The following is a 20570-nucleotide window of genomic DNA, read 5'->3' as shown; positions in this document are numbered from 1 at the left end:
ATTATGTCACTTTTAGATTTTTCAAAGAAAAAAGAGCTTGAAGAAATCAAACTCTTAAAAGAACAACTTGAAGAGTTCAGACCCATATTAAACATTCAGGATAGGGTTAAAACTATTGAAGATCAATTAAATAATCTCATTAAAGAAAAAGAGTCACGTATAGATCTTTTAAAAATGCAGATAAAAAAATATGAGAATATTATTGACTTGGAAGAAAAAATTGCCGCAAATGAAAAAGAGTACTCAGCAACAATAAAAACCAAAAAGTCAGAGATTAGAATACTTGATGATGAATATGCTAATATGAGGCAAAAGTATGGCGATTCGCGAGAGTTATATTTAAAACTCAAACAAGAGCTTAAAATTTATCAGGATAAAATCGATTTATCCGAATTTGGCATATATGAACCTGTCTATGATTTCGAAAAATCTGAAGATTATCGAGCAGAGCAGGCTGTAATAATCCAACGCCAAAAGACTATGATTGCAAATGAAAAGGCCGCAACATGTAGTGTTAACTGGACTATTGATGGAAGTGAAGCTAAAGGAAAATCATCGACCAAAAGGCTTATAAAATTAGTCTTACGTGCATTTAATGGCGAATGTGATTCTTTTATAGCAAAAGTGAAATGGAATAATGCTAGTCAAATGAGAGAAAGAATCAAAAAAGCCTATGAATCAATAAACAAACTTAGCGAAGGAAATGCAATTACCATAAGCCCAGAATATTTAGATTTAAAAATAAGAGAGCTTAATTTAGAATACGAATATCAGGCAAAAAAACAAGAAGAAAAGGAAAAAATGAGAGCTATACAAGAAGAGCTAAGAGAAGAAGAAAAAGCTAAGAGGGAATTTGAAAAAGCGCAACGTGATGCTGAAAAAGAAGAAGCTGTTTTCCAAAAAGCACTTGACAAGATTAAAAAAGAAATGGGCTATGCAAGTCCAGAACTACAACAACAATTACAACAGCAAATTAATCTCTTAGAAACAGAACTGGAAGAAGCCAGATTGAAAAAAGAAAGAGCACTATCAATGGCTCAACAAACCAAACGTGGACATGTATATATAATTTCTAATATTGGTTCTTTCGGAGAGAATGTATATAAAATAGGCATGACAAGAAGGCTTGAACCTACAGATCGTGTTAAGGAATTGGGAGATGCTTCTGTACCTTTTCAATTTGATATTCATGCTATGATATATTCCGATGAGGCAAGAACTCTGGAATATGAACTCCATAAAGCTTTTAGCGATAAAAAAGTAAATATGCTTAATTATCGTCGGGAATTTTTTAGAGTTAGCTTACAGGAAATAGAATCTAAAATAAAAGAATTAGGGTTTGATGCCGAATTCACCTTACTACCTGAAGCAATGGAATATAGAGAATCAATTACGATAATTGAAAAAAATCAAAACGGAATAGAAATAAAATCAACTGAAGAATTAGTCGAAGAAGATTTTCCTTTAGACCTATAGTAGAGGCGTAGCAATGCTACGTCTTTTCATTTAGAACGTTTTAAAACATCTAATCCTCCTCGAGAAATCGCCATACATAAGTCTATACTATGTTAAACAAACCTATCCCCAAAACACAATACTTTAAACACTTTAGCGTTATAGGCATATATAAAAACAACCGCCAATGAAGAATTATATTAAACTGCTGTTGTTGCTTGCTTCTGCAAATTTTTATGGCCATAACCTGGCAAATTGCGGACTGGACAACAACCCTGCACTTACTGACGATGAAGCGGCTTTTCTTAACGCCTGGTTTGGAGAAGATGAAAGTGATGGCTTCGATTTTAAAGGAAAAAAAGTATTGATAGTAAATGGTGCCGACGGACTTCGTTTTGAGTCTAAAGCCGATTACTTTAAAGACATCAGGCAGCGCCTCGAAGAAGAAGGCATGCCGGTAGCTTCGGCTCCAATCCCTCTTACCGAGATGGAAAAAATACAATCAGGAGGTTATGATGCTGTGATTACCCACTGGGTAGACGAGCCAATGACCAAAGAGAAAAAAAGAAACATTATAGGCAGGCTTGCTGCCGGTTTCTGGGGATCGCTTAGTTAATCCGCCATCAGAAAAACATTCATAAAGACGCGGCATTGCTGCGTCTTTATTATTATCATCAATCAATCAAATCACATATACAATGAATCACCTTACCTTACTCCTGTTATTTTTCACATCACTCACCTTTTCACAAGACCCTGAAAAATGCGGCATAGACAACAATCCGTTGCTGAATAACGACGAGGCGGCATTCCTCAATGACTACTTTAACGACGAAAGAGGCCACTTTAATTTTACCGGAAAGAAGATTCTTATTGTCGGCGGACCCGGTGCATCTTACCTGGAATCAAAAGGCCGGTATTTTAATGGAATCAGGGAATGGAACCAGGGAAGAATATCAACTGGCTTCTATCCTTTTACTGAAGAAGAAAAAACAGCATCAGGAGGCTATGATGCAATCATATCTTATTGGACTAAAATAGATGTCAATAAGCAAAAAGTAATCCGAAAGGTAAAGAATGGCAAATGGAAAGTTCCCGGCGCCTGATACATCACCAAGAATATAACTAATAAAAAGCTTTTCTGTTAACTCAATTATCTCCTCGCAAAGACCGTAACTTCGGCCTTGCCTCTTTTAAAATCGGCAGAGTCGTACCAGAAATCGATACGTTTAATATTCCTGTCTCCGGTCTGTATTTCTAAAATATCACTTTCGCCGTTTTTAGGTATGGCAATAGGGGCATCGATAACCTCATCTTCCCCGGAATCATAAACAACCTTCATTTTTGTAATCGTCAGCGGAAGATCCCTAACGGTAACCTTCAGCCTTCCGTAATTAGCCACAGGCTCTTTGATCTGAATAACATCGTGATCTGTATTGTGCATGGCATACGTATCCCCAAGGGCAAACCACCCTCCGCGCCTTTCCGGCGGTGCCGATGCTTTTTGAGCGTTTACGAACCCCACAATACAACAGCAGACTGCTATAAAAAAACACTTTTTCATGATAATGGCTTTTAAGTTAGGTTATGGAAACCTTGTTAGCCAATGAGGGGGTTTTTGGCTGTATACTTAAAGTCAGACGGAAGAAAATATTATCTACATTTTAGATAATACACCTACTAAAGACAATTTGCTTCTAAAAGCAAACCCTTATCAGGCTCTTACAGAGTCTCCCCAAAGACCTTATATAAAGGTAAGCAATTTATAGTATTTAATATTTAATTGTACACTATTTCAGGTTTATTCTTTGAAAGCCTGTTTTTTATCGACCGATTGCCCAAACGTCTCCAAGATTCAGGAAACTGAATAGCATAGTATTCTCAGCGTTAGTGTAACGCTGGGTCTTCTTATCAGGTTTCGCATCTGCTTTGAAATAATACTGCCAGACCGGGAACAAGGCATCAAACTTTGCCTTGGCTTTATCAAACCGATATGATTTTCCGTTAGCATCGGTTACAGTTTTAAAATCGGTTACAAAGCTGTCTTCATAATCAGCCTGCGCTTTAATGGCATCTTCAGTCATGCCCTGTGGCGTAAAAACAATACGCAGCATACCGTTGTCAAACTCCTTGAGTTTATAGAAAACATAATTGCCTTTTAACCGGGATGCCAGTGAGGCTGCAACGTCTTTAGCACTATCTTGGGATGGTATGGCATTTAACGTATTGAGAAAAGCCGTATCCTGAGCTTTTGCAGGGATAGCGATTATGAAGAATAAAAGGAATGCAAATGTTTTCATGTGTACTATCAGGGCATAAAAAAAGCGCAGTAAAACTGCGCCTTAGATTCTTATTATTTTCTTCCGAAAACGGTAACCTCTACCTTACCGCTGGTAAAGTCGGTACTGTCATACCAAAAGTCAATACGTTGTATGTTCCTTGTCCCGCTTTTGATATCAACAACAGCGCTTTCGCCATTCTTAGGTATTTCCATAGGGATATCAATCGTTTCCTGTTCGCCATTGTTATATACAATAGTCATCTTGGTAATGGTAAGAGGTGCATTTCTTACCGTTACTTTCATCTTTTTATAATTCAGTGAAGCATCTTTTTTAACCACGATAGCATTATGATCGGTATTATGGATTGCTTCGGTAGTGCCTACAACCATCCAGGCACCTCCAACAGGGTTTTCTTTAACCCTGAAATCGCCACCCTGGGCAGCAAACAGGCCTGTAAAAAAGCAGCATACGAATAGTAAAGTAATTTTTTTCATCAGTTTCTTCTTAGAACGATTATACAGTATTGGGGCGATAGTTATCTTTTAACTAAAACAGGTTAAAGGGAATTAACCCTACGTTAAGTATATTAAATTTTCATTTAAATCATCATCTTTATCTGTAAGAAAATGCGTCTTAAAAATCAATATATCAAACACTTAAAAACATAACCTTATAGCTAAGCTGTAAAGATAAAAATTTTTACAAATATTCAAATCTTAAATATTTCTTAAAATGTTAAATATTCTAAAGTCCAAATGGGACAATGTAATACGGCTTTTTGTATCATCATTCCACACTTTTGTATAAGATGGAGGGCATGCACCCGGCATAACTTTGTATCATTAATATTAAACGATACAATACAATGTCTAAAACAATTTTTATAACAGGTGCATCACGAGGATTTGGACGCATCTGGGCAGAGGCTTTTCTTGAACGCGGCGATAAGGTTGCAGCAACAGCACGAAATATTGAAGCACTTAACGACCTGAAAGCAAAATATGGCGATGCCGTTTTGCCGATTCAGCTTAATGTAGACAACCGAAGTGAGGCTTTTGACGCTGTAAACAAGGCAGCCAAACATTTTGGCAAACTTGACGTGGTTATCAACAATGCAGGGTACGGTCTTTTTGGTGCAATTGAAGAAGCAAGCGAACAGGAAGCACGCCAGCAATTTGAAACCAATGTTTTTGGATTACTTTGGATTACACAGGCTGCCCTGCCCATAATGAGAAAACAAGGATACGGGCACATTATACAGCTATCAAGCTTACTTGGTGTAATTACACTTCCCGTATTAGGGATCTACAATGCTTCTAAATTTGCCGTTGAAGGGCTTAGCGAAACTCTGGCACAGGAAGTAAAAGGCTTTGGCATCAACGTTACCCTTGTTGAACCGAATGGTTTTGCTACCGATTGGGCTGGCTCATCATCTTTCCACAGTGAATCTATTGAAGCCTATGACGGTGTTAAGAAAGCCTTTAACGATGGCCTTACCGATGATGTCTTTGGTATTCCCGAAGCTACAACTCCTGCAATACTTAAGCTGGTTGACGAGAAAAATCCGCCATTGCGTTACTTCCTTGGTAAAGTTGGCCTTCCGGCTGCGCAACAGGTATATGCACAACGCTTTGCCGAATGGGAACAATATGCCGATGTGGCTATTGTCGCACATGGTAAATAAAATGCTTACTTTCATTATCTTTACAATAGCATCTGCCTCTGCAAAGAGGCCGGTGCTATTGCCTATACCCTAAATATTATGCAGCATTTTAAAACCCTTAGCGAATATGCCCGTTTTAATGGTTTCGCTACACCCGAAAACCCATTGATCCACCTTGTTGAATGCGCAAAGGTTGACACCTGCAACATGAGCCAGGAAGAATTTACGGGAGACTTTTACATGATCATGTTCAAGAAAATGAAATCGGGCGTAATTGTGTATGGCCGTACAAAATATGACCATGAAAATGGCTCAATGGCATTTATAAAGCCACGGCAGCTCATGAAGATGGACAATGTAGAGCTTGAAGAAAATGGTTTTATCATTTTTGTACATGAAGATTACCTCAACGGACACACACTGCACGCTGAAATAAAAAAATACGGGTATTTTGATTATGAAGCCAACGAAGCACTGCATCTCTCTGCCCGCGAAGAAGAGATAGTATGGGACCTGTTCTTTAAGATGGAAACAGAATATAATAACAACCAGGATGAATATACCCGTGAAATCATGCTGACACATCTGGATTCAATTCTCAAATATTCACAGCGTTTTTACAAAAGGCAATTCATAAACAGGACACAGCTTTCGGGTAAGACGGTTTCAAAATTCAATGAGGTGTTGTTTTCTTACTTTGATAAAGGACTCTTGAAAACAAAAGGTCTGCCAAGCGTAAAAGCCATGGCAACACTTCTGAATACTTCACCACGTTACCTGAGTGACCTGCTTAAACAGGAAACAGGAAAAACCGCCATGGAACTTATACACATCTTCCTGATTGGCGAAGCAAAGAACATGCTTCAGGCTTCTGAGAGCACTATTGCCGAAACTGCTTATTATCTTGGTTTTGAGAACCCTCCTTATTTTTCGCGATTGTTCAAGAAAGAGGTAGGACTTACCCCGGTAGAATTCAGAAAACAGTTCTTAAACTAATACAACCGCCATAAGGGCGGTTTTTATTTGTCCTGTTTGCCCCCTTTTATTGTCGTTGACTCACACTAATAGAACAAACGCTTTCTCTAACTTTGAACTTATAAATGAATGGTTATGAGAAAACTGACTGTTTTAATATCATTACCATTAACGAATTTTTAAGAGTGCCTCCTGCAAAATAACAATCCAGAGAATCATCAATCGAAGGACGAACGATAAACCTGAGTTCTCCGCTAAGCCCTGAAACACAATGTTTCAGGGCTTTTATTTTGTTGCAGATTACAATATGCTACAGGAAAGGAATTCTAAAACACACCTCATTAGACAATTGAACCTAATTTTATATCCCTGAAAAAGGCACTCCTTCCTCGTCCAAATACAATATGGCCAATCAATTTATATAAAATCAAATCTTTTAAGTTATGAGAAAAACAACTTTATCTATTGTGTGTCTCAGTTTGTCTCTCCTGACATTTAGTGGCATGTTTGCCCAATCTAAGAAAAAACCTAACATCATTATGGTCATCTCAGACGATACCGGCTGGGGAGACCTTGGTGTTTATGGTGGCGGTGTCGGACGTGGAATGCCAACCCCTAACCTTGACAAAATGGCCAAAGAAGGCATGCAGTTCTGGTCGTTTTATGGGCAGCCTAGCTGTACTCCGGGAAGGGCAGCCATGCTTACAGGCCGTATCCCTAACCGAAGCGGTATGACTACTGTTGCCTTTCAGGGACAGGGCGGCGGATTGCCAAAAGAAGAATGGACGTTGGCATCGGTACTGAAAAAAGCCAATTATAAAACCTACTTTTCAGGAAAATGGCACTTAGGCGAAGCCGATTATTCGATGCCTATTGCTCATGGTTTTGACAAAATGCAGAATGTGGTACTGTACCACCTTAATGCTTACACCTATGCTTTTGAGTCGTGGAATCCGGAAATGTCTCCCGAAATGCTGGAACTCTTCAAAAAAGTGACTACCGGTGTACTTGAAGGCGAAGCCGGAGGAAAAGCACGTGAGATAAGTAAAGTTACCGAAGAAAACATTGCCGAACTGGATATGATGATGGTCGAGAATAACCTGAAACAGCTTGACGAATATGGTAAAAGCAAAGACCCCTTCTTTATGTGCATCAACTTTGCAAAAAACCATCAACCTAACCTTCCGTCAAAACAGTTTGTAAACAAATCTCCCGGAAAAAGCAAATATTCTGACGCTGTAGTAGAGATGGACTACAATGTAGGCCGTATCATGGATAAGATCCGTTCGCTTGGCATTGCCGAGAATACCATAGTTATCTATACGGTTGATAATGGTGCATGGCAGGACGTACACCCTGATTCAGGTTATACGCCTTTCAGGGGTACAAAAGGTACCGATCGCGAAGGTGGTAGCCGTGTACCCGCACTTGCATGGTGGCCGGGCCAGATCGAAGCCGCAAGCCAGAGCCACGATATCGTGGGCGGGCTTGACCTTATGGCAACATTTGCCAGCCTTGCAGGTGTAGAGCTTCCTAAACAGGACAGAGCGGGTGCCGAGATGGTGTTTGACAGCTACGACATGTCTAATGTATTATTCAAAAAAGGAAAACCACTACGTGACAGATGGTTCTATTTTACAGAAGCCGAATTGTCTCCCGGTGCAGTACGAATAGGAAAATTCAAAGCGGTATTCAATACCCGTGGAGATAATGGCGCTATTGCAGGTAGTGATATGCCGGGTCAACAGCTTGGCTGGAGGGGCGATGAAACATACGTAGCTACTGTACCTGCCATCTACAACCTGTGGCAGGATCCTCAGGAGCGTTATGACCTTTTCATGAACAGCTGGACAGAAAAGACATGGACAGCAATAATCTTTAACCAGGCTATAGCCGATCTGATGAAGACATATGCCAAAATACCTCCAAGGGCACCTCAGAGTGAAACCTTTACAGGGGAAATGCAGATACAACAATACAGGACAATTGAGCAGGTGAAAAAACTCATGAATGACAAGAATACAAAGCTGCCACCTTTGAGCGTAGATCCTAAATAATAAAATCAATAAAGCCGGGGCATTACGGTCCGGCTTTTCCTATTTAAACATTTCATTATGAAGATAAATATCCATTTAAGAAAAGCATTTGCCTTCTCTATACTGTTTGTTTCTTTAACTGCCTGTAAAAAGGAAGCCGTTAAAGAATCCGATAAATCAACTGAAACCGCTTCAGTAAACAGTGATAATCCTCTGCCTTCGTGGAATGACGGCAAGACAAAAGACGCTATCATCAATTATGTGAAAGACGTCACCACCGAGGGAGGTGCCAACTTCATCCCCGTAAGCGAACGCATCGCAACTTTTGATAACGACGGGACCCTGTGGAGCGAACAGCCAGTGTATTTCGAACTGTTCTTTGCACTGGACAGGATCAAGGCCATGGCCAAAGACCATCCCGAATGGAAAGACAAGCAACCTTTTAAAGCAGTGCTTGAAAACAATATGGGAGATCTTATGAAACAGGGAGAAAAAGGCCTTGGCGAAATAATGATGGTTACCCATACGGGAATGACAGGCGACGAGTTTGACAAAACAGTAAAAGACTGGATGGCCACAGCAAAGCACCCTGTGAAGAAAAAGCCTTATAACCAGCTTATCTACCAGCCGATGCTGGAGCTTGTAAATTACCTTAAGGCTAATGATTTTAAAGTATTCATTGTATCCGGCGGAGGTATAGACTTCATGCGCCCATGGGCAGAAGATGCGTATGGCATCCCTAAAAACCAGATAGTGGGCAGCAGCGGCAAAGACCAATTTGATTACAACAATGGTAACCCGGTCATAAAAAAACTGCCCGCGCTTGATTTTATAGACGACAAAGAAGGCAAGCCTGTAGGCATCTATAAATTCATTGGCCGCAAGCCGGTATTTGCTGCCGGAAACTCTGATGGCGACCTGCAGATGCTGCAATATGCCGCGTCTAACAAATACAAAAACTTCGAATTGTATGTTCATCATACTGATTCAGTAAGGGAATGGGCGTACGACCGTAAATCGCACATAGGTACATTTGACAAGGGTCTTGACTTTGCCAACGAAAAAGGCTGGCTCGTTGCCAGCATGAAAGACGACTGGAAAGTGATATACCCGGGAGACAAGTAAAACTTTCTAAAAACTCCTGCTAAAACAGGAGTTTTTGTTTCATTTTATAATCTGCAACATCAAATAAAACAGCTGTATACTACTTAGTTATACCTTTAGAATAATTACGAAAGCCTTTATTATGAAAACAAAGCTACTTTTATGCCTTGCAGTTGCAGGACTAACCTCAACAATGGCCATTGCCCAAGACGAAGCGCCAAAAGACGATGCTGCCGAACTGGCAAAAAAACTATCCAACCCTGTCGCTAACCTCATCAGCGTGCCGTTCCAGAACAACAGCGATTATGGTATAGGCGAGTTTAAGGGTTCCCGCAACACCATGAACTTTCAACCTGTACTTCCGGTAAGCCTTAACGAAAAATGGAACATGATCAACAGGCTGATATTGCCCATAGTTACCCAAAACAACATCACCGCTCCCGGTGCAACCGAGAACGGGCTAAGCGATGCAGTATACACAGCCTTCTTCAGCCCTAAGCAGAGCAAGTTCATCTGGGGTGTGGGCCCGGCATTCTTGATTCCGACAGGTACCGATGATTTACTGACATCTAAAAAATTTGGCGTAGGCCCTTCTGCTCTTGTATTGCAGCAAAAAGGAGGATGGACTTATGGTGTTTTGGTAAACCAAATTTGGAGTGTTGCAGGAGATGACGAAAGACCGGATGTAAACCAAATGTTCGCACAGCCGTTTTTAGTACACAACTGGAAAACCGGTGCAGGGCTTGGCGTTAATGCTGAATGGACACAAAACTGGGAAACCAGCACAAGTGTAGTTTGGCTAAATCCTATCGTAACGGGTGTGACCAGTCTTGGCAAACAGAAAGTATCGCTGGGTGTAGGCCCACGCCTTAATATCATAGCTCCGGAAAGCCTAAGAGGCGACTGGGGCTGGAGAGCTGTTGTAACTTTTGTTTTTCCTAAATAATGATAAATACTATGAATATTAGGCTACTTCACGACATAGATGCTTGGGTATATGCTCTTTTATTGTTTGCGATAATGCTTATCTGCATTTGGCTTGGTGCAAGAACAGGTAAGAAGAAGGCCCAGAAGAAAGATTATATCGAAAATGAGTCCAATAAAACCATATTCGGCTCTGTTTTCGGACTGCTGGCTTTTTTACTTGCCTTTACCTTTGGCATGGGCGGTTCGCGATATGAAGCAAGAAGATCGGCTTCTATTGCCGAGGCTAATGCTATTGGAACTGCCATTCTCAGAGCTGACCTCTATCCTGAAGAACAGCGTAACGCTTTCAGGGCCGATTTTAAAGATTACCTTCAGGCTCGCATTGATTATCTGAAATGCCAAAGGGATGACCCAAAAATATCCGAATATGCAGCGTCACAGCAAAAAGCAGGCAACAGCTTATGGAAAAGAGCTATGACATTATCTGTAAACGCTCCAAGTATCATACCGTCTAACCAAATGATCCCTGCCCTCAATGAGATGTTTGACAGCGCCACATCTAACGACTACAGCGAGCTGATGAAAGTCCCGCAGTCTATTGTGACCATGCTGTTCATACTCTCTTTTGTTTCGGCATTCTTTATGGGTTACATATCGGGCGAAAAAGGAAAGATCGACTGGTATATTGCGATGGGATTCTGTTTCCTGAGCGCAATGGTTATTTACATAACGCTCGATCTCGACAGGCCGCGCAGGGGACTGATACAACTTGACGTGAGCCATAATGCAATATTCTCGCAAATAGACCAGTTTAAAGGAGAATGATCAGCACATTCTAACATTAGAAATAGCAAACCAAAAGAGATCAAACCACAAATCGAACACGGATGAAGCGGATTGGGCAGATAACCGCGGATTTTGCTTACTCCTGACTATATTAACTGCGTCTGAATACTGAACACTACTCCTCACTCACTATCTCAATCTTCCTCCGAATCTCATTGCCTGTTTCATCGGTCACGGTAATGATGTATTTACCTGTCGAGGCATTTACAGGCATTTCATGAAACGTTTGGGTTTCGCCCAGGTATCGGTCGCCGATATACCAAAATAGTCTGGCATTCGCCAAGGAATGCGCTGCACGGAGTATCACGGGCTGTACCTGTCCGTTAAAATCTTTGGTCAGATAGATTTTTCCATTTTCTTTTGGATAAATAAAATCCATACTACTGCCTGTTATACCCTGGCAATCGCTGCGGAAAGGCGGCAGTGGCATATAGTCCATGTGCAGGCCTTTGTAATACCACTCCATAACGGGAGGAAGTACAAACCAGGTTTTGGTGATCATGTTATCTACGCTTTCGCAGCTGCTGTTCACCTGAAACTGACCTGTAGGATCAAGGTGCACTACTTTATGGTACTGGCATACTGTTGTTTTTCTTCCGTTAATTGGTATCCATTGTTTAATTGTCGGGCAATGTTCTCCTGCAAGATGTCCGCTCAGGCTGCATACATCGGCTTCTTCAAGGTCGTTAAAGGGTGTTGCAAACCACTTGGTACGCGGCAGCAGATTGAATACGTCAAACAATATAGGTGCGGCACTGCCCACGCCCGTAAGCGACGGCCTGCCCTCTCCCGAGGCATTACCAACCCAAACCCCTACCACATAACGCGAACTCGTGCCAATGGCCCATGCATCGCGGCTACCAAAGCTTGTGCCTGTTTTCCAGGCAATCTCAAGTGATGAGTCATAAAAACGCCATGCCTCATCGCCCTGAGGGCGGTTCACTTCTTTCATGGCATTATAGGTTAGCCATATTGATCCCGCTCCAAGCTGTGGCTTATTGAATACCTCTTTGCCAAAATCGGCCGTATGATTGCTGTCCCAATTGAGTTCGGCAAATTCACCTGTATGGTATTTCGCCTGCGTTGCGGTAAAATGGTTTAGTGTTCCGCTCAGTCCGGCGTATGTACGGCACAAGTCCCAAAGGTTGCTTTCGGCACCACCAAGAATTAGTGACAGGCCGTAATGGTTTGGGTGTTTGTTGATGTTGTGTAGTTTAAAATGCTGTAACTGTTCATAGAAACGGTATACGCCAAAATCCTTCAGCATCAGTACCGACGGTATGTTCAGCGAACGCGACAATGCCTTTTGTGCAGGTACAGCGCCATCATAAGTAAGTTCAAAATTTTTAGGCGAATAACCCGCAATCTGCGTAGGTACATCGGCAACTAAAGTATTTGGCAATAATTCGCCTGCATCCAGCATCGAGGCATAAAGGAAGGGTTTCAAAATACTTCCGGTGCTTCTCGGTGCGGGAATAATATCCACATCCTTTTGGTGGTTCCTGTCGGTAGGTGAATTGCCTACGTAGGCCACAACATTGCGTGTCTGTACATCAACTACAAGAATAGCAAGGTTATGCACTTCGGTCTGTTTATATTCCTGATAATAGCGGGCGGCAATCTGGTTTACTCTTGCCTGAAGGTCGTTTTGTACTGTGGTTTTAATACGCTGCCCTTCTTTGGTTTTAGCGATGTTCTGCAACAGGTGCGGCGCAGCCTGAGGCAGTTTGAATGGTTTTTGCGGCAGGTCTTCCTGAAGCGAAAGCTCATAAGTCGTTTGGTCTATTACCTTTTCTTCGAATAGCTTTTTGAGCAGGCGGTTGCGTTTGGCCAACAAATTCCGCTGATTCTTACCCGGATAGATAAGACTTGGGGCATTAGGCAATACGGCAAGCGTAGCTGTTTCTGCCCACGACAATTGGTGCGGCTGAACGCCAAAGTAACGCCACGATGCCATCTCAAGCCCTACCACGTTTCCTCCATAGGGAGCGTGTGCGGCATACAGCCCCAGTATCTCATCTTTGTTGTGGCGCACCTCAAGGCGGGTTGCCAATAGCATTTCAAGCAATTTCTCAAAATAGCTGCGTTTTTTACCTTCACGCGAAAGGCGTACTACCTGTTGCGTAAGCGTACTACCCCCACGCACCACTTTACCGGCATTGTAATTCTGCTTCATAGCTTTGCCAATAGCTACGGGATTAAACCCCGGATGGCTGTAAAAATGCTGGTCCTCAAAATAGACAATGCACTTCTTGAATTTATAAGGCACGCTGTCCTGCGCCGGAAAACGCCACTGTCCGTCACGGGCTATACGTGCGCCCAACAGTTCGCCGTCACTGCTTTCTATCACGGTAGAGTATGGTGACTCAAACAATGTTCGAGGCAGGCAAAAATAATAGCCCACCAAAAACACAACGGTTACGGCTGTTCGGAGTTTATTGGATTTGATCCAATTAATGAGTTTCATCGTTTGATGATTAATATGATTTTGGAAATCTGCTTGTATGCCTAACAGAAGAAATTCTGATTACATCTCCCGAAAACTTATAGGCAATTCTGTAATGAAAAATCTCGTAAGCTCTATAACTGCCATCATTATACCCTCTAAATGTATCTAATGGATAAATTTCATGATTTGTGCTTAGAATCAAAGTCGATTTTTGAATTTGTATAATAACCTTATCTGCAATAGATAGGGATTTAGTAGTATTTAAGATGTATTCATGAATTTCGTAAAGCTGATCAAGAGCAATACGTGTCCATATTATTTTCTTCCCCATCTTTTTATAAGCTCACTTACCTCATCATGAGTAAATACATCTCCTTTTTCGAACTGCTCATCAGCAATATCAAGTTCTTTATTGTATTGCTCAATACTTATGGGCTCAGATACAATTACCGGATGACGCTGCTGATAAACATCAATAGCATCCTCTACTATTTTTAGTAAATTTTCATCTGCCATACTTATTTCCTGAATAAGTTTTTCCCTCAATTTATAAGCTTCCATAACATTTGTCTTGAATATCAAATATACTAAGATTTTACCCTTTTAAAGAGGCGACATATAATTATTCATATGCCGCCCTATAAATTATCCTTACCTCACAACCTTAACCCACTGCCCTTTGGTCCTTGCCATAAACGAGTTGTCATACATGGCTTCGCACTGCACACCCGGCAGGTAATAGCTGCCCGGATAGCTGGCGTTGAGCAGTATCCTGAAGGTTTTGGTTTCGTTGGCCTTCAGCGGGAAGTAGAAGTTCGTCCTGTCGTCCCTTATATCGGTGTAGTCTACGTTATTTTCGGCAAAGCTGCCAAAGTCGGTAAACCTCGTGTTCACGATTTCCCATCCTGATGGGATGATCTGCGTAAGCGCCACGTTCTCTACCCTTTCGCCTTTGGTATTGCTTATGGTTACCTCAGCCACAAACTCGGTACCTTGCGTCAGCGATGACGGGTTGATAGCATTACCGCCCCTGTCTTTGAACACTATGCCGGTTTTCAGTCCGCGTTCTTCGGTTTGTTCCTGACCTACAGGCAATATGCCGCTGTACACAACTTTTATATATAGCGTTCCTTTATTGTTGTTCTTAAGCGCCACAGTGTTACTTGCACTTATGTCAAGTTTCCTGTCGGCAAAGGTTTTTTGCGTAGCGATAGCCTGCGACTTGCCTTTGCTTGTATAGGTAATATCGATGCCTTTCGGGCCATTATTTAATGCAAACTTAGACATTGCATACAGGCAGTATGCTGACGTTTGCGTACTCATCCATTCGCCTGACGACATTTGTTTTGCCAGTTTGGTCGCCATACTGAAAGCTTTCTCTTTCTGACCCAATATCACTAATGTTTCAAGTGCCATTGCCCTGTTGCGTGCCGCCGAACCATAGTAATAATATTGGTACGGGTTGTTCTCTACATCAAGGCTGCTTTGTGCCAGCAATTGCTGGCCTACCGCTTTTTGTCCTGCTAATGCATAGGCAGCAGCAAGCCTAAGTTTAGATTCATTAGAGATACCTGCTGTTTCCCTCAACCTGTTCATAGACGAAAGGTCGGGTGCTCCGGCAAGTGCCAATGTATATAATCGATATGCCTGCGCAAAATCGTTATGGTAGCCACTATCGTATCGCCATTGCCTTGCCACTCTCTGCTGGTATTGCAGCCATTGTTTTTTCGCATTCAGCGGAAGCGCATACCCTTTCTTCTCTGCTTCGATAAAGAAATGCCCGGCATAGCTCGTACCCCAGTCATCGGCTTCGTTCATTCCCGGCCAGTAGGCAAAACCGCCATTAGCCACCTGAAACTGTGACAGTCTTTGCAATGCTGCAGTAACATTTTTCTGTATCTTTTGCTTGCGTGTACCATCTATATCGGCAATATCAGCAAGGTATAATTGCGGGAACGCGGCAGATGTTGTCTGCTCCACACAGCCATGAGGATATTGTATTAGGTAATCGAGCCTGCGGTTAAAGTCGATAGACGGGAACGACGATACCTCAAGCCTTGCGACATTACTGCCGGCAACGCCAAAGCTGTTCCAGTTTACCGTCGCCGATTTCCCAGGTTCAAGCACCAGCTCTTTATAGTTTCTGGTAACCGGATTAGGGTTCATGATATCCAGCTCTACGTCATAGCTTGCCTTTGCACTGCCAGATGTCGCCGTTACCGTTACTTTACCTATGCCCGTAACATCGTTCACTTCAAGGTCAAAATACACCACCTTCTCATCCGGGCGGGCAAAGCTCACTGATTGCGACGATGCTCCCACCACTCTTATACCGTTATTGGTTTTTACCGTTAGCGTTACATTCTTAACCTGATTTTCCATTGCAAATACCGTTACCGGAAGTGTTACCCTTTCTTTTGGTGTAACCTTTCTTGGCAGTGATGCCAATAACATCAGCGGACTGCGCACCGGAGTAGCCTTTTCGGCCATACCATAAGCACTCAGATCGGTATTGGCTGCAACTACCATAGTACGCACCGAACCTACATATTTAGGCAGTTTTATTTCGTGCACCCTTGTCTGGCCTTTGCCAACAGTAAACGGACCAAAGTACATTACCACCGGTTTGAACCTGTTGGCTTTTTTGGCTTTACCACCGCCAAGGTCGGCATCTCCACCTATACTGAATACCTGGTTTACCTTGCCACCATAAGCACCAATCACATCATCATAGATATCCCATGTTTTTACGCCAAGTGCTTCTTTAGCATAGAACGCATCCCATGCGTTCGGGGTTTTAAAGCGGGTAAGGTCAAGCAGGCCTTCGTCTACTACCGCAAGGGTATAAGTCATGGGCTTGCCATTTTGTTCGCTTACTTTTATTGTGGTCTTCTGCTCCGGCTTCAGTACATCGGGCATGGTTATCTTTGGCTGAAGAATAGTGTTCTTATCGACCACTTCAATAGGGATGATACCATAAAGGCGTATCGGCGAGTCATTGGCTGTGGTAGCGTGCGGTTGCAGCAGCGTGATATGAATGTACACATTGGGCGCCATTTTTGCCGTTACCGGAATTACGATCTGGGTTTCGCCTTTACGGGTTGGTGCCCAGTAGGTCTGCACTACTTTAGAGCCATTTTCAAGCGATACCAATGCACGCCCTCCTTCGCTTGAAGGAAACGATATGGTTGCTTTCTCGCCTACCGCATATTTCTCCTTGTCGGCAGTAAACATTAGCATTGCAGCGTCTTCACCTCCATTATTGCGGCTACGGCCTGACCATGACGGATAATCAATATATACCGTTTGTCCGGCAGAGTGCCCTCCCTCATAATCAGTAACACGGATAAGGTATCGGCCCCATTGCTCCTCATCGGTCTTAAAGCTGAATGATGCCTTCCCCGAAGCATTGGTAACTACCTGCTCACTATAAAAAGGCATATTGGCAATAGCTGTGCTGTAAGACGATGGCCCGCTGTTAGATTCGTCCCACCACCAGCGCCATTCAACTTTGTAGACTCTTACATCTACTTTACGGCCCGGTTTTGCCTGGCCTTTTTCGTTTACGGTTGCCACCTCAAAGCGGTTGCTTTTACCGGTTTCGAGCATGCCATATTTATTGCCCTGCGGCATTTTTACACCCACATAGGTATTATATGGCGAGTAAGATGCCGTAATCACATCGGTACTAAAGTCGCCTCCTTTTTCGTAGGCTTTCGTAATGATCGCTGTTTTCAGCATACCCGGAGCACGCGATTGCAGTTTTGGCTGAAGCGTTACCACAGCTGTACCGTTATCATCGGTCTTGCCTGAGAATATGTTTACTTCTTCGCTGCTAAAAGCCTGCGCAGGATCATCGAACACATAATTCAGGTATCCTTTAAAGCTTGTTGTCTGCTCCAGGAATTTAGCCTGCATCTCGACCTTAAGGTCTTTGGCAATAGCGCCATGCAGCCATGCTACCTGAACAGTTCCTGTATTTTGGGCATTCGCCGATAGCATTTTACCTTCAAGGCTGTTCTTTATCTTCAGCCTGTTTGGCTTGATGGTCTCGATTTTGATGCTTTTGTAAAAATGGGCACCACCCACGCTTACCATTGCCTCCCAGTTACCCGTAGGGGCAGTTTGCTGTGTTGGCACTATAAATTTAAAGTGATTACGTTCGTTATAGGTCTGCACCGCCTGGAACATCATCTTACCATTAGGGTCACTCAACCTTAGTTTTATAGGATGCGTACCCGGCAGTTTTGCCGCCTTGTCGTTAAGTATGAAGCCTATGAACAAGGTATCGCCCGGACGCCAAACGCCCCTCTCGCCATAAATGTAGCCTTTAAGCCCTTTCACTAATTGGGAACCGTCTACATCAAAGTTGGAAACCGACTTCGCATTACCGTCATACAGCTTAACGTAGGTCGTGTTATTGTCTTTTTTTACGATGGCAAAATAACCCCCTTTCTTAGCGGTGAAACTTACCGTACCCTCATTGCCCGTTACGGCAGAGCCCATTTTCTGGCGCTGGTAATTGTAGATGTCTACTTTGGCCCCAACAACGGGCTGTGTCGAGGTGATACTTGTTACGGCAAAGAAATAATTATCATTAGCCCCGCGCTTGGCAATAACCCCAAGGTCACTTGCCAGAACATTGGTACTTACTCTTCTTTCATAGCCAACGAAATAACTGCTGTGGCAAGGGTTATCCCTTTGATCCCAGTCATAATCATCGCCATAGTAATCATATCCTTCATCATACTCAGAGAAATCTTCTTCTTCCTCTTCCGGCTCATCAGCAGTCTGCTGAACGCTGCCTGAGTCATCGCATTTGTATAGAGAGTATGCTCTTTTCATTGTCATCTCTACACGGTAAATCGCACCTTGCTGTGGCTGTATCAGTTTGGCAAGGTCAAGCGAATAAGCATTCCACTTGCCATAATTTTTAGTCTTATCAGCATTCAGTACCAGCTTGGTTTTCGCTACCGGCAATGATACCGTTCGCATATTGTAGTTGCCGTTAAGCTCATTATCCTGAAGGAATTGCAGCACATTGTTCTCAAATATGCGGTACACCTTAACATCTACCGCGCTCAGGTTCACAGCTTCAAAGTTTATCTTCAGGTTGCTGGATGATGGCAGTATGGTACCGCTCTTAATAAAGCGCACTTCGGGTTTAAGCTGCTCAAAAAGCACTTTTTCGCTATGGGTTACCCTGGTCTTAAACCCGTCAACACTCTCAATACCCTGAAACACCTCAACCAAAAAACTTCCGTTAAGCGGTTCGGCAAAAAACACTTTAAGCAGGTTTCCGTCTACGGCATATTTCAGGTTCTGTATTGTTTCTACGGCAACGAGACCGCTAAAATCCTGATCCTTTTGCAGTGGGTCAGAGAAGTTGATGAGCAGCGTCTGGTTATCGCCATCGGCAGGAGTCATGTTCACTACTTTAAAGTTATCCTTACCCGGCACTTCAAAAAATTCAGAGTCTTCCCTGTCTATACCTACGCTCTTACCACTCCAGCTGATCTTTACTTTGCTGTTTTGGGGCTTGCGCTGAATGCTGTCTATTATAAAATGGAAATCGGTTGCTCCCCCAGCCTTGCCGTCAAAGCGCACGGGCAGCTTGCGGCCATCCTGTTCGGCGGTCACTATTTTTTTGGCTGTAGCCAAATCCATCTGGTCGCTGGTTTTCAGCGTACCATTAAGAAACTGCCAGTCCCTGTTGTAAGATTGCAGGTCCTGAACGGTAACCAAAAAGTCCTGTTTTATGGTTCTTACCCTGAAATTAAAGTCGGCCAGGTTATTCGGCAACTCAATAAATTTAGAGAGGTGGAGGGTAACGCGGTATTCGGTATCCTGTTCCAGTTTTTTTGTTGGGCGAAAGGCAAGTATGTTCCCTGCAAGAAAAACCACTTTACCTTCTGCCGAAGGCGAAACTGTAAAATAATTTTTGTCGAGCTCCTGTCCGTCCTGCCATTCTTTTTTGGTGAATGCCAGGCCAACCTGTATGTCGGACGTTGTAGAAATTACTCCCGATGAAAAGCTTGTAATGTAATCCCTGTACAGGGTGTAATCAGAGTCAAAGTCTTTTCCTGATTTTTCAGAGCAGGCATGAAACAGCACGGTGATAACTGTAAGGCACAGCATCAGTCTAAGGGTTTTCATACGATTGGTTGGATTAGGTTAAAAAATTATTTTTAAGTAACTTATTTCACGCTATAACTAAGAATGTCTTACAAATATTGTGATGAAATTACGATATATTTTAATGATTTTGAAAATATTTTTGAACACCGCTAATTCATTGACTTTCTAAAAGTTAGCGCCTGCGTTTTTTAAAAAAATCTTTTACTAAAGCGCCACATTCTTCGGCCATGATTCCGGCCACCACTTCTGTTTTTGGGTGCAGCTTTCCACCCATCGCCCTGTAGCCTCTGTGATCATCTTCGGCACCAAAAACAATGCGGCTCACCTGGCTCCAGTACAATGCCCCGGCACACATCTGGCAGGGCTCGAGCGTAACATAGAGTGTACAGCCCGTAAGGTACTTGCCGCCAATGAAGTTTGCCGCCGCAGTTATGGCCTGCATCTCGGCATGGGCAGTAACATCAACAAGCAGTTCGGTAAGGTTATGGGATTTAGCAATAACCCTGTTATCTACTACAACCAGAGCACCTACGGGTATTTCGCCTTTATCAAATGCATCCTGCGCTTCGAGCAGGGCCTTCTTCATAAAATACTCATGGGTAAAGATGTTCTCCATAGCAACAAAAATACGATTATGATTACAAAAGTATCTTAAATAAAACCTTAAATTTCGGTTAGGCAGTATCCTTCGCTGC

17 protein-coding genes are annotated in these 20570 nt (G+C 42.8%); 9 read left to right on the top strand and 8 right to left on the bottom strand.

All coding sequences use genetic code 11. The annotated features are described in order from the left end of the window. Nucleotides 1-3 precede the first annotated feature (3 nt). From ACX0HA_RS04975 to ACX0HA_RS04965, 3 genes are all read left to right on the top strand, one after another. Entirely contained in the window at nucleotides 4-1476 is a 1473-nt protein-coding gene (locus tag ACX0HA_RS04975; RefSeq protein WP_458844166.1) for a DUF4041 domain-containing protein, read from the top strand. A gap of 166 nt (nucleotides 1477-1642) precedes the next feature. Continuing rightward, entirely contained in the window at nucleotides 1643-2071 is a 429-nt protein-coding gene (locus ACX0HA_RS04970; protein WP_458844165.1) for a hypothetical protein, read from the top strand. A gap of 82 nt (nucleotides 2072-2153) precedes the next feature. Beyond that, nucleotides 2154-2561, top strand: coding sequence for a hypothetical protein (locus tag ACX0HA_RS04965; RefSeq protein WP_458844164.1), 408 nt, complete (start codon nucleotides 2154-2156; stop codon nucleotides 2559-2561). A 47-nt stretch (nucleotides 2562-2608) separates the two neighbouring features. Here ACX0HA_RS04965 and ACX0HA_RS04960 read toward each other — a convergent pair whose 3' ends face one another. The 3 genes from ACX0HA_RS04960 to ACX0HA_RS04950 all read right to left on the bottom strand — a co-directional run bounded on the left by ACX0HA_RS04960 (nucleotide 2609) and on the right by ACX0HA_RS04950 (nucleotide 4231). Then, nucleotides 2609-3019: a hypothetical protein gene (locus tag ACX0HA_RS04960; protein ID WP_458844163.1), complete on the bottom strand. Its 411-nt coding sequence runs from the start codon at nucleotides 3017-3019 to the stop codon at nucleotides 2609-2611. A 259-nt stretch (nucleotides 3020-3278) separates the two neighbouring features. Next, nucleotides 3279-3755, bottom strand: a complete 477-nt coding sequence (locus ACX0HA_RS04955) for a hypothetical protein (protein WP_458844162.1) — start codon at nucleotides 3753-3755, stop codon at nucleotides 3279-3281. A 53-nt stretch (nucleotides 3756-3808) separates the two neighbouring features. Beyond that, nucleotides 3809-4231 carry a DUF2541 family protein gene (locus ACX0HA_RS04950; protein ID WP_458844161.1) on the bottom strand — a complete coding sequence of 141 codons (423 nt, stop codon included), beginning with the start codon at nucleotides 4229-4231 and terminating at the stop codon, nucleotides 3809-3811. Nucleotides 4232-4602: 371 nt separating this feature from the next. On the opposite strand from ACX0HA_RS04950, the gene ACX0HA_RS04945 reads away from it, so the two are divergent. From ACX0HA_RS04945 to ACX0HA_RS04920, 6 genes are all read left to right on the top strand, one after another. Continuing rightward, a complete protein-coding gene (locus ACX0HA_RS04945) occupies nucleotides 4603-5421 on the top strand; it encodes an SDR family NAD(P)-dependent oxidoreductase (protein WP_458844160.1) in 819 nt (272 codons plus the stop codon). Nucleotides 5422-5499: 78 nt separating this feature from the next. Then, nucleotides 5500-6396, top strand: coding sequence for a helix-turn-helix domain-containing protein (locus ACX0HA_RS04940; protein ID WP_458844159.1), 897 nt, complete (start codon nucleotides 5500-5502; stop codon nucleotides 6394-6396). Nucleotides 6397-6818: 422 nt separating this feature from the next. After that, nucleotides 6819-8432: an arylsulfatase gene (locus tag ACX0HA_RS04935; RefSeq protein WP_458844158.1), complete on the top strand. Its 1614-nt coding sequence runs from the start codon at nucleotides 6819-6821 to the stop codon at nucleotides 8430-8432. A 57-nt stretch (nucleotides 8433-8489) separates the two neighbouring features. Next, a complete protein-coding gene (locus tag ACX0HA_RS04930; protein ID WP_458844157.1) occupies nucleotides 8490-9536 on the top strand; it encodes an HAD family hydrolase in 1047 nt (348 codons plus the stop codon). A 121-nt stretch (nucleotides 9537-9657) separates the two neighbouring features. After that, the gene (locus tag ACX0HA_RS04925; RefSeq protein ID WP_458844156.1) at nucleotides 9658-10461 is read left to right on the top strand and encodes a hypothetical protein; all 804 of its coding nucleotides are present in this window, start codon (nucleotides 9658-9660) and stop codon (nucleotides 10459-10461) included. An 11-nt stretch (nucleotides 10462-10472) separates the two neighbouring features. Then, entirely contained in the window at nucleotides 10473-11267 is a 795-nt protein-coding gene (locus ACX0HA_RS04920; protein ID WP_458844155.1) for a bestrophin-like domain, read from the top strand. Nucleotides 11268-11403: 136 nt separating this feature from the next. Here ACX0HA_RS04920 and pbpC read toward each other — a convergent pair whose 3' ends face one another. From pbpC to ACX0HA_RS04895, 5 genes are all read right to left on the bottom strand, one after another. Continuing rightward, entirely contained in the window at nucleotides 11404-13755 is a 2352-nt protein-coding gene (pbpC, locus tag ACX0HA_RS04915; protein ID WP_458844154.1) for a penicillin-binding protein 1C, read from the bottom strand. Nucleotides 13756-13765: 10 nt separating this feature from the next. After that, nucleotides 13766-14068, bottom strand: coding sequence for a type II toxin-antitoxin system RelE/ParE family toxin (locus ACX0HA_RS04910; protein ID WP_458844153.1), 303 nt, complete (start codon nucleotides 14066-14068; stop codon nucleotides 13766-13768). Beyond that, nucleotides 14053-14298, bottom strand: a complete 246-nt coding sequence (locus tag ACX0HA_RS04905) for a hypothetical protein (protein WP_458844152.1) — start codon at nucleotides 14296-14298, stop codon at nucleotides 14053-14055. Before ACX0HA_RS04905 ends, ACX0HA_RS04910 begins: the two co-directional genes overlap by 16 nt. A gap of 90 nt (nucleotides 14299-14388) precedes the next feature. Further along, entirely contained in the window at nucleotides 14389-19893 is a 5505-nt protein-coding gene (locus ACX0HA_RS04900) for an alpha-2-macroglobulin family protein (protein WP_458844151.1), read from the bottom strand. Nucleotides 19894-20047: 154 nt separating this feature from the next. Further along, nucleotides 20048-20491: a nucleoside deaminase gene (locus tag ACX0HA_RS04895; RefSeq protein ID WP_458844150.1), complete on the bottom strand. Its 444-nt coding sequence runs from the start codon at nucleotides 20489-20491 to the stop codon at nucleotides 20048-20050. Between the last annotated feature and the right edge of the window lie 79 nt (nucleotides 20492-20570).

The organism is Flavobacterium hauense (assembly GCF_054457175.1).
The sequence above is the reverse complement of the archived record's forward strand: the minus strand, read 5'-3'. Positions and strand labels throughout refer to the sequence as shown.

Bases quoted from the DNA above. Each gene is read 5' to 3' on its own strand.
- ACX0HA_RS04975 (WP_458844166.1), top strand. From the start codon at position 4: ATGTCACTTTTAGATTTTTCAAAGAAAAAAGAGCTTGAAGAAATCAAA.
- ACX0HA_RS04970 (WP_458844165.1), top strand. From the start codon at position 1,643: ATGAAGAATTATATTAAACTGCTGTTGTTGCTTGCTTCTGCAAATTTT.
- ACX0HA_RS04965 (WP_458844164.1), top strand. From the start codon at position 2,154: ATGAATCACCTTACCTTACTCCTGTTATTTTTCACATCACTCACCTTT.
- ACX0HA_RS04960 (WP_458844163.1), bottom strand. From the start codon at position 3,019: ATGAAAAAGTGTTTTTTTATAGCAGTCTGCTGTTGTATTGTGGGGTTC.
- ACX0HA_RS04955 (WP_458844162.1), bottom strand. From the start codon at position 3,755: ATGAAAACATTTGCATTCCTTTTATTCTTCATAATCGCTATCCCTGCA.
- ACX0HA_RS04950 (WP_458844161.1), bottom strand. From the start codon at position 4,231: ATGAAAAAAATTACTTTACTATTCGTATGCTGCTTTTTTACAGGCCTG.
- ACX0HA_RS04945 (WP_458844160.1), top strand. From the start codon at position 4,603: ATGTCTAAAACAATTTTTATAACAGGTGCATCACGAGGATTTGGACGC.
- ACX0HA_RS04940 (WP_458844159.1), top strand. From the start codon at position 5,500: ATGCAGCATTTTAAAACCCTTAGCGAATATGCCCGTTTTAATGGTTTC.
- ACX0HA_RS04935 (WP_458844158.1), top strand. From the start codon at position 6,819: ATGAGAAAAACAACTTTATCTATTGTGTGTCTCAGTTTGTCTCTCCTG.
- ACX0HA_RS04930 (WP_458844157.1), top strand. From the start codon at position 8,490: ATGAAGATAAATATCCATTTAAGAAAAGCATTTGCCTTCTCTATACTG.
- ACX0HA_RS04925 (WP_458844156.1), top strand. From the start codon at position 9,658: ATGAAAACAAAGCTACTTTTATGCCTTGCAGTTGCAGGACTAACCTCA.
- ACX0HA_RS04920 (WP_458844155.1), top strand. From the start codon at position 10,473: ATGAATATTAGGCTACTTCACGACATAGATGCTTGGGTATATGCTCTT.
- pbpC (WP_458844154.1), bottom strand. From the start codon at position 13,755: ATGAAACTCATTAATTGGATCAAATCCAATAAACTCCGAACAGCCGTA.
- ACX0HA_RS04910 (WP_458844153.1), bottom strand. From the start codon at position 14,068: ATGGGGAAGAAAATAATATGGACACGTATTGCTCTTGATCAGCTTTAC.
- ACX0HA_RS04905 (WP_458844152.1), bottom strand. From the start codon at position 14,298: ATGGAAGCTTATAAATTGAGGGAAAAACTTATTCAGGAAATAAGTATG.
- ACX0HA_RS04900 (WP_458844151.1), bottom strand. From the start codon at position 19,893: ATGAAAACCCTTAGACTGATGCTGTGCCTTACAGTTATCACCGTGCTG.
- ACX0HA_RS04895 (WP_458844150.1), bottom strand. From the start codon at position 20,491: ATGGAGAACATCTTTACCCATGAGTATTTTATGAAGAAGGCCCTGCTC.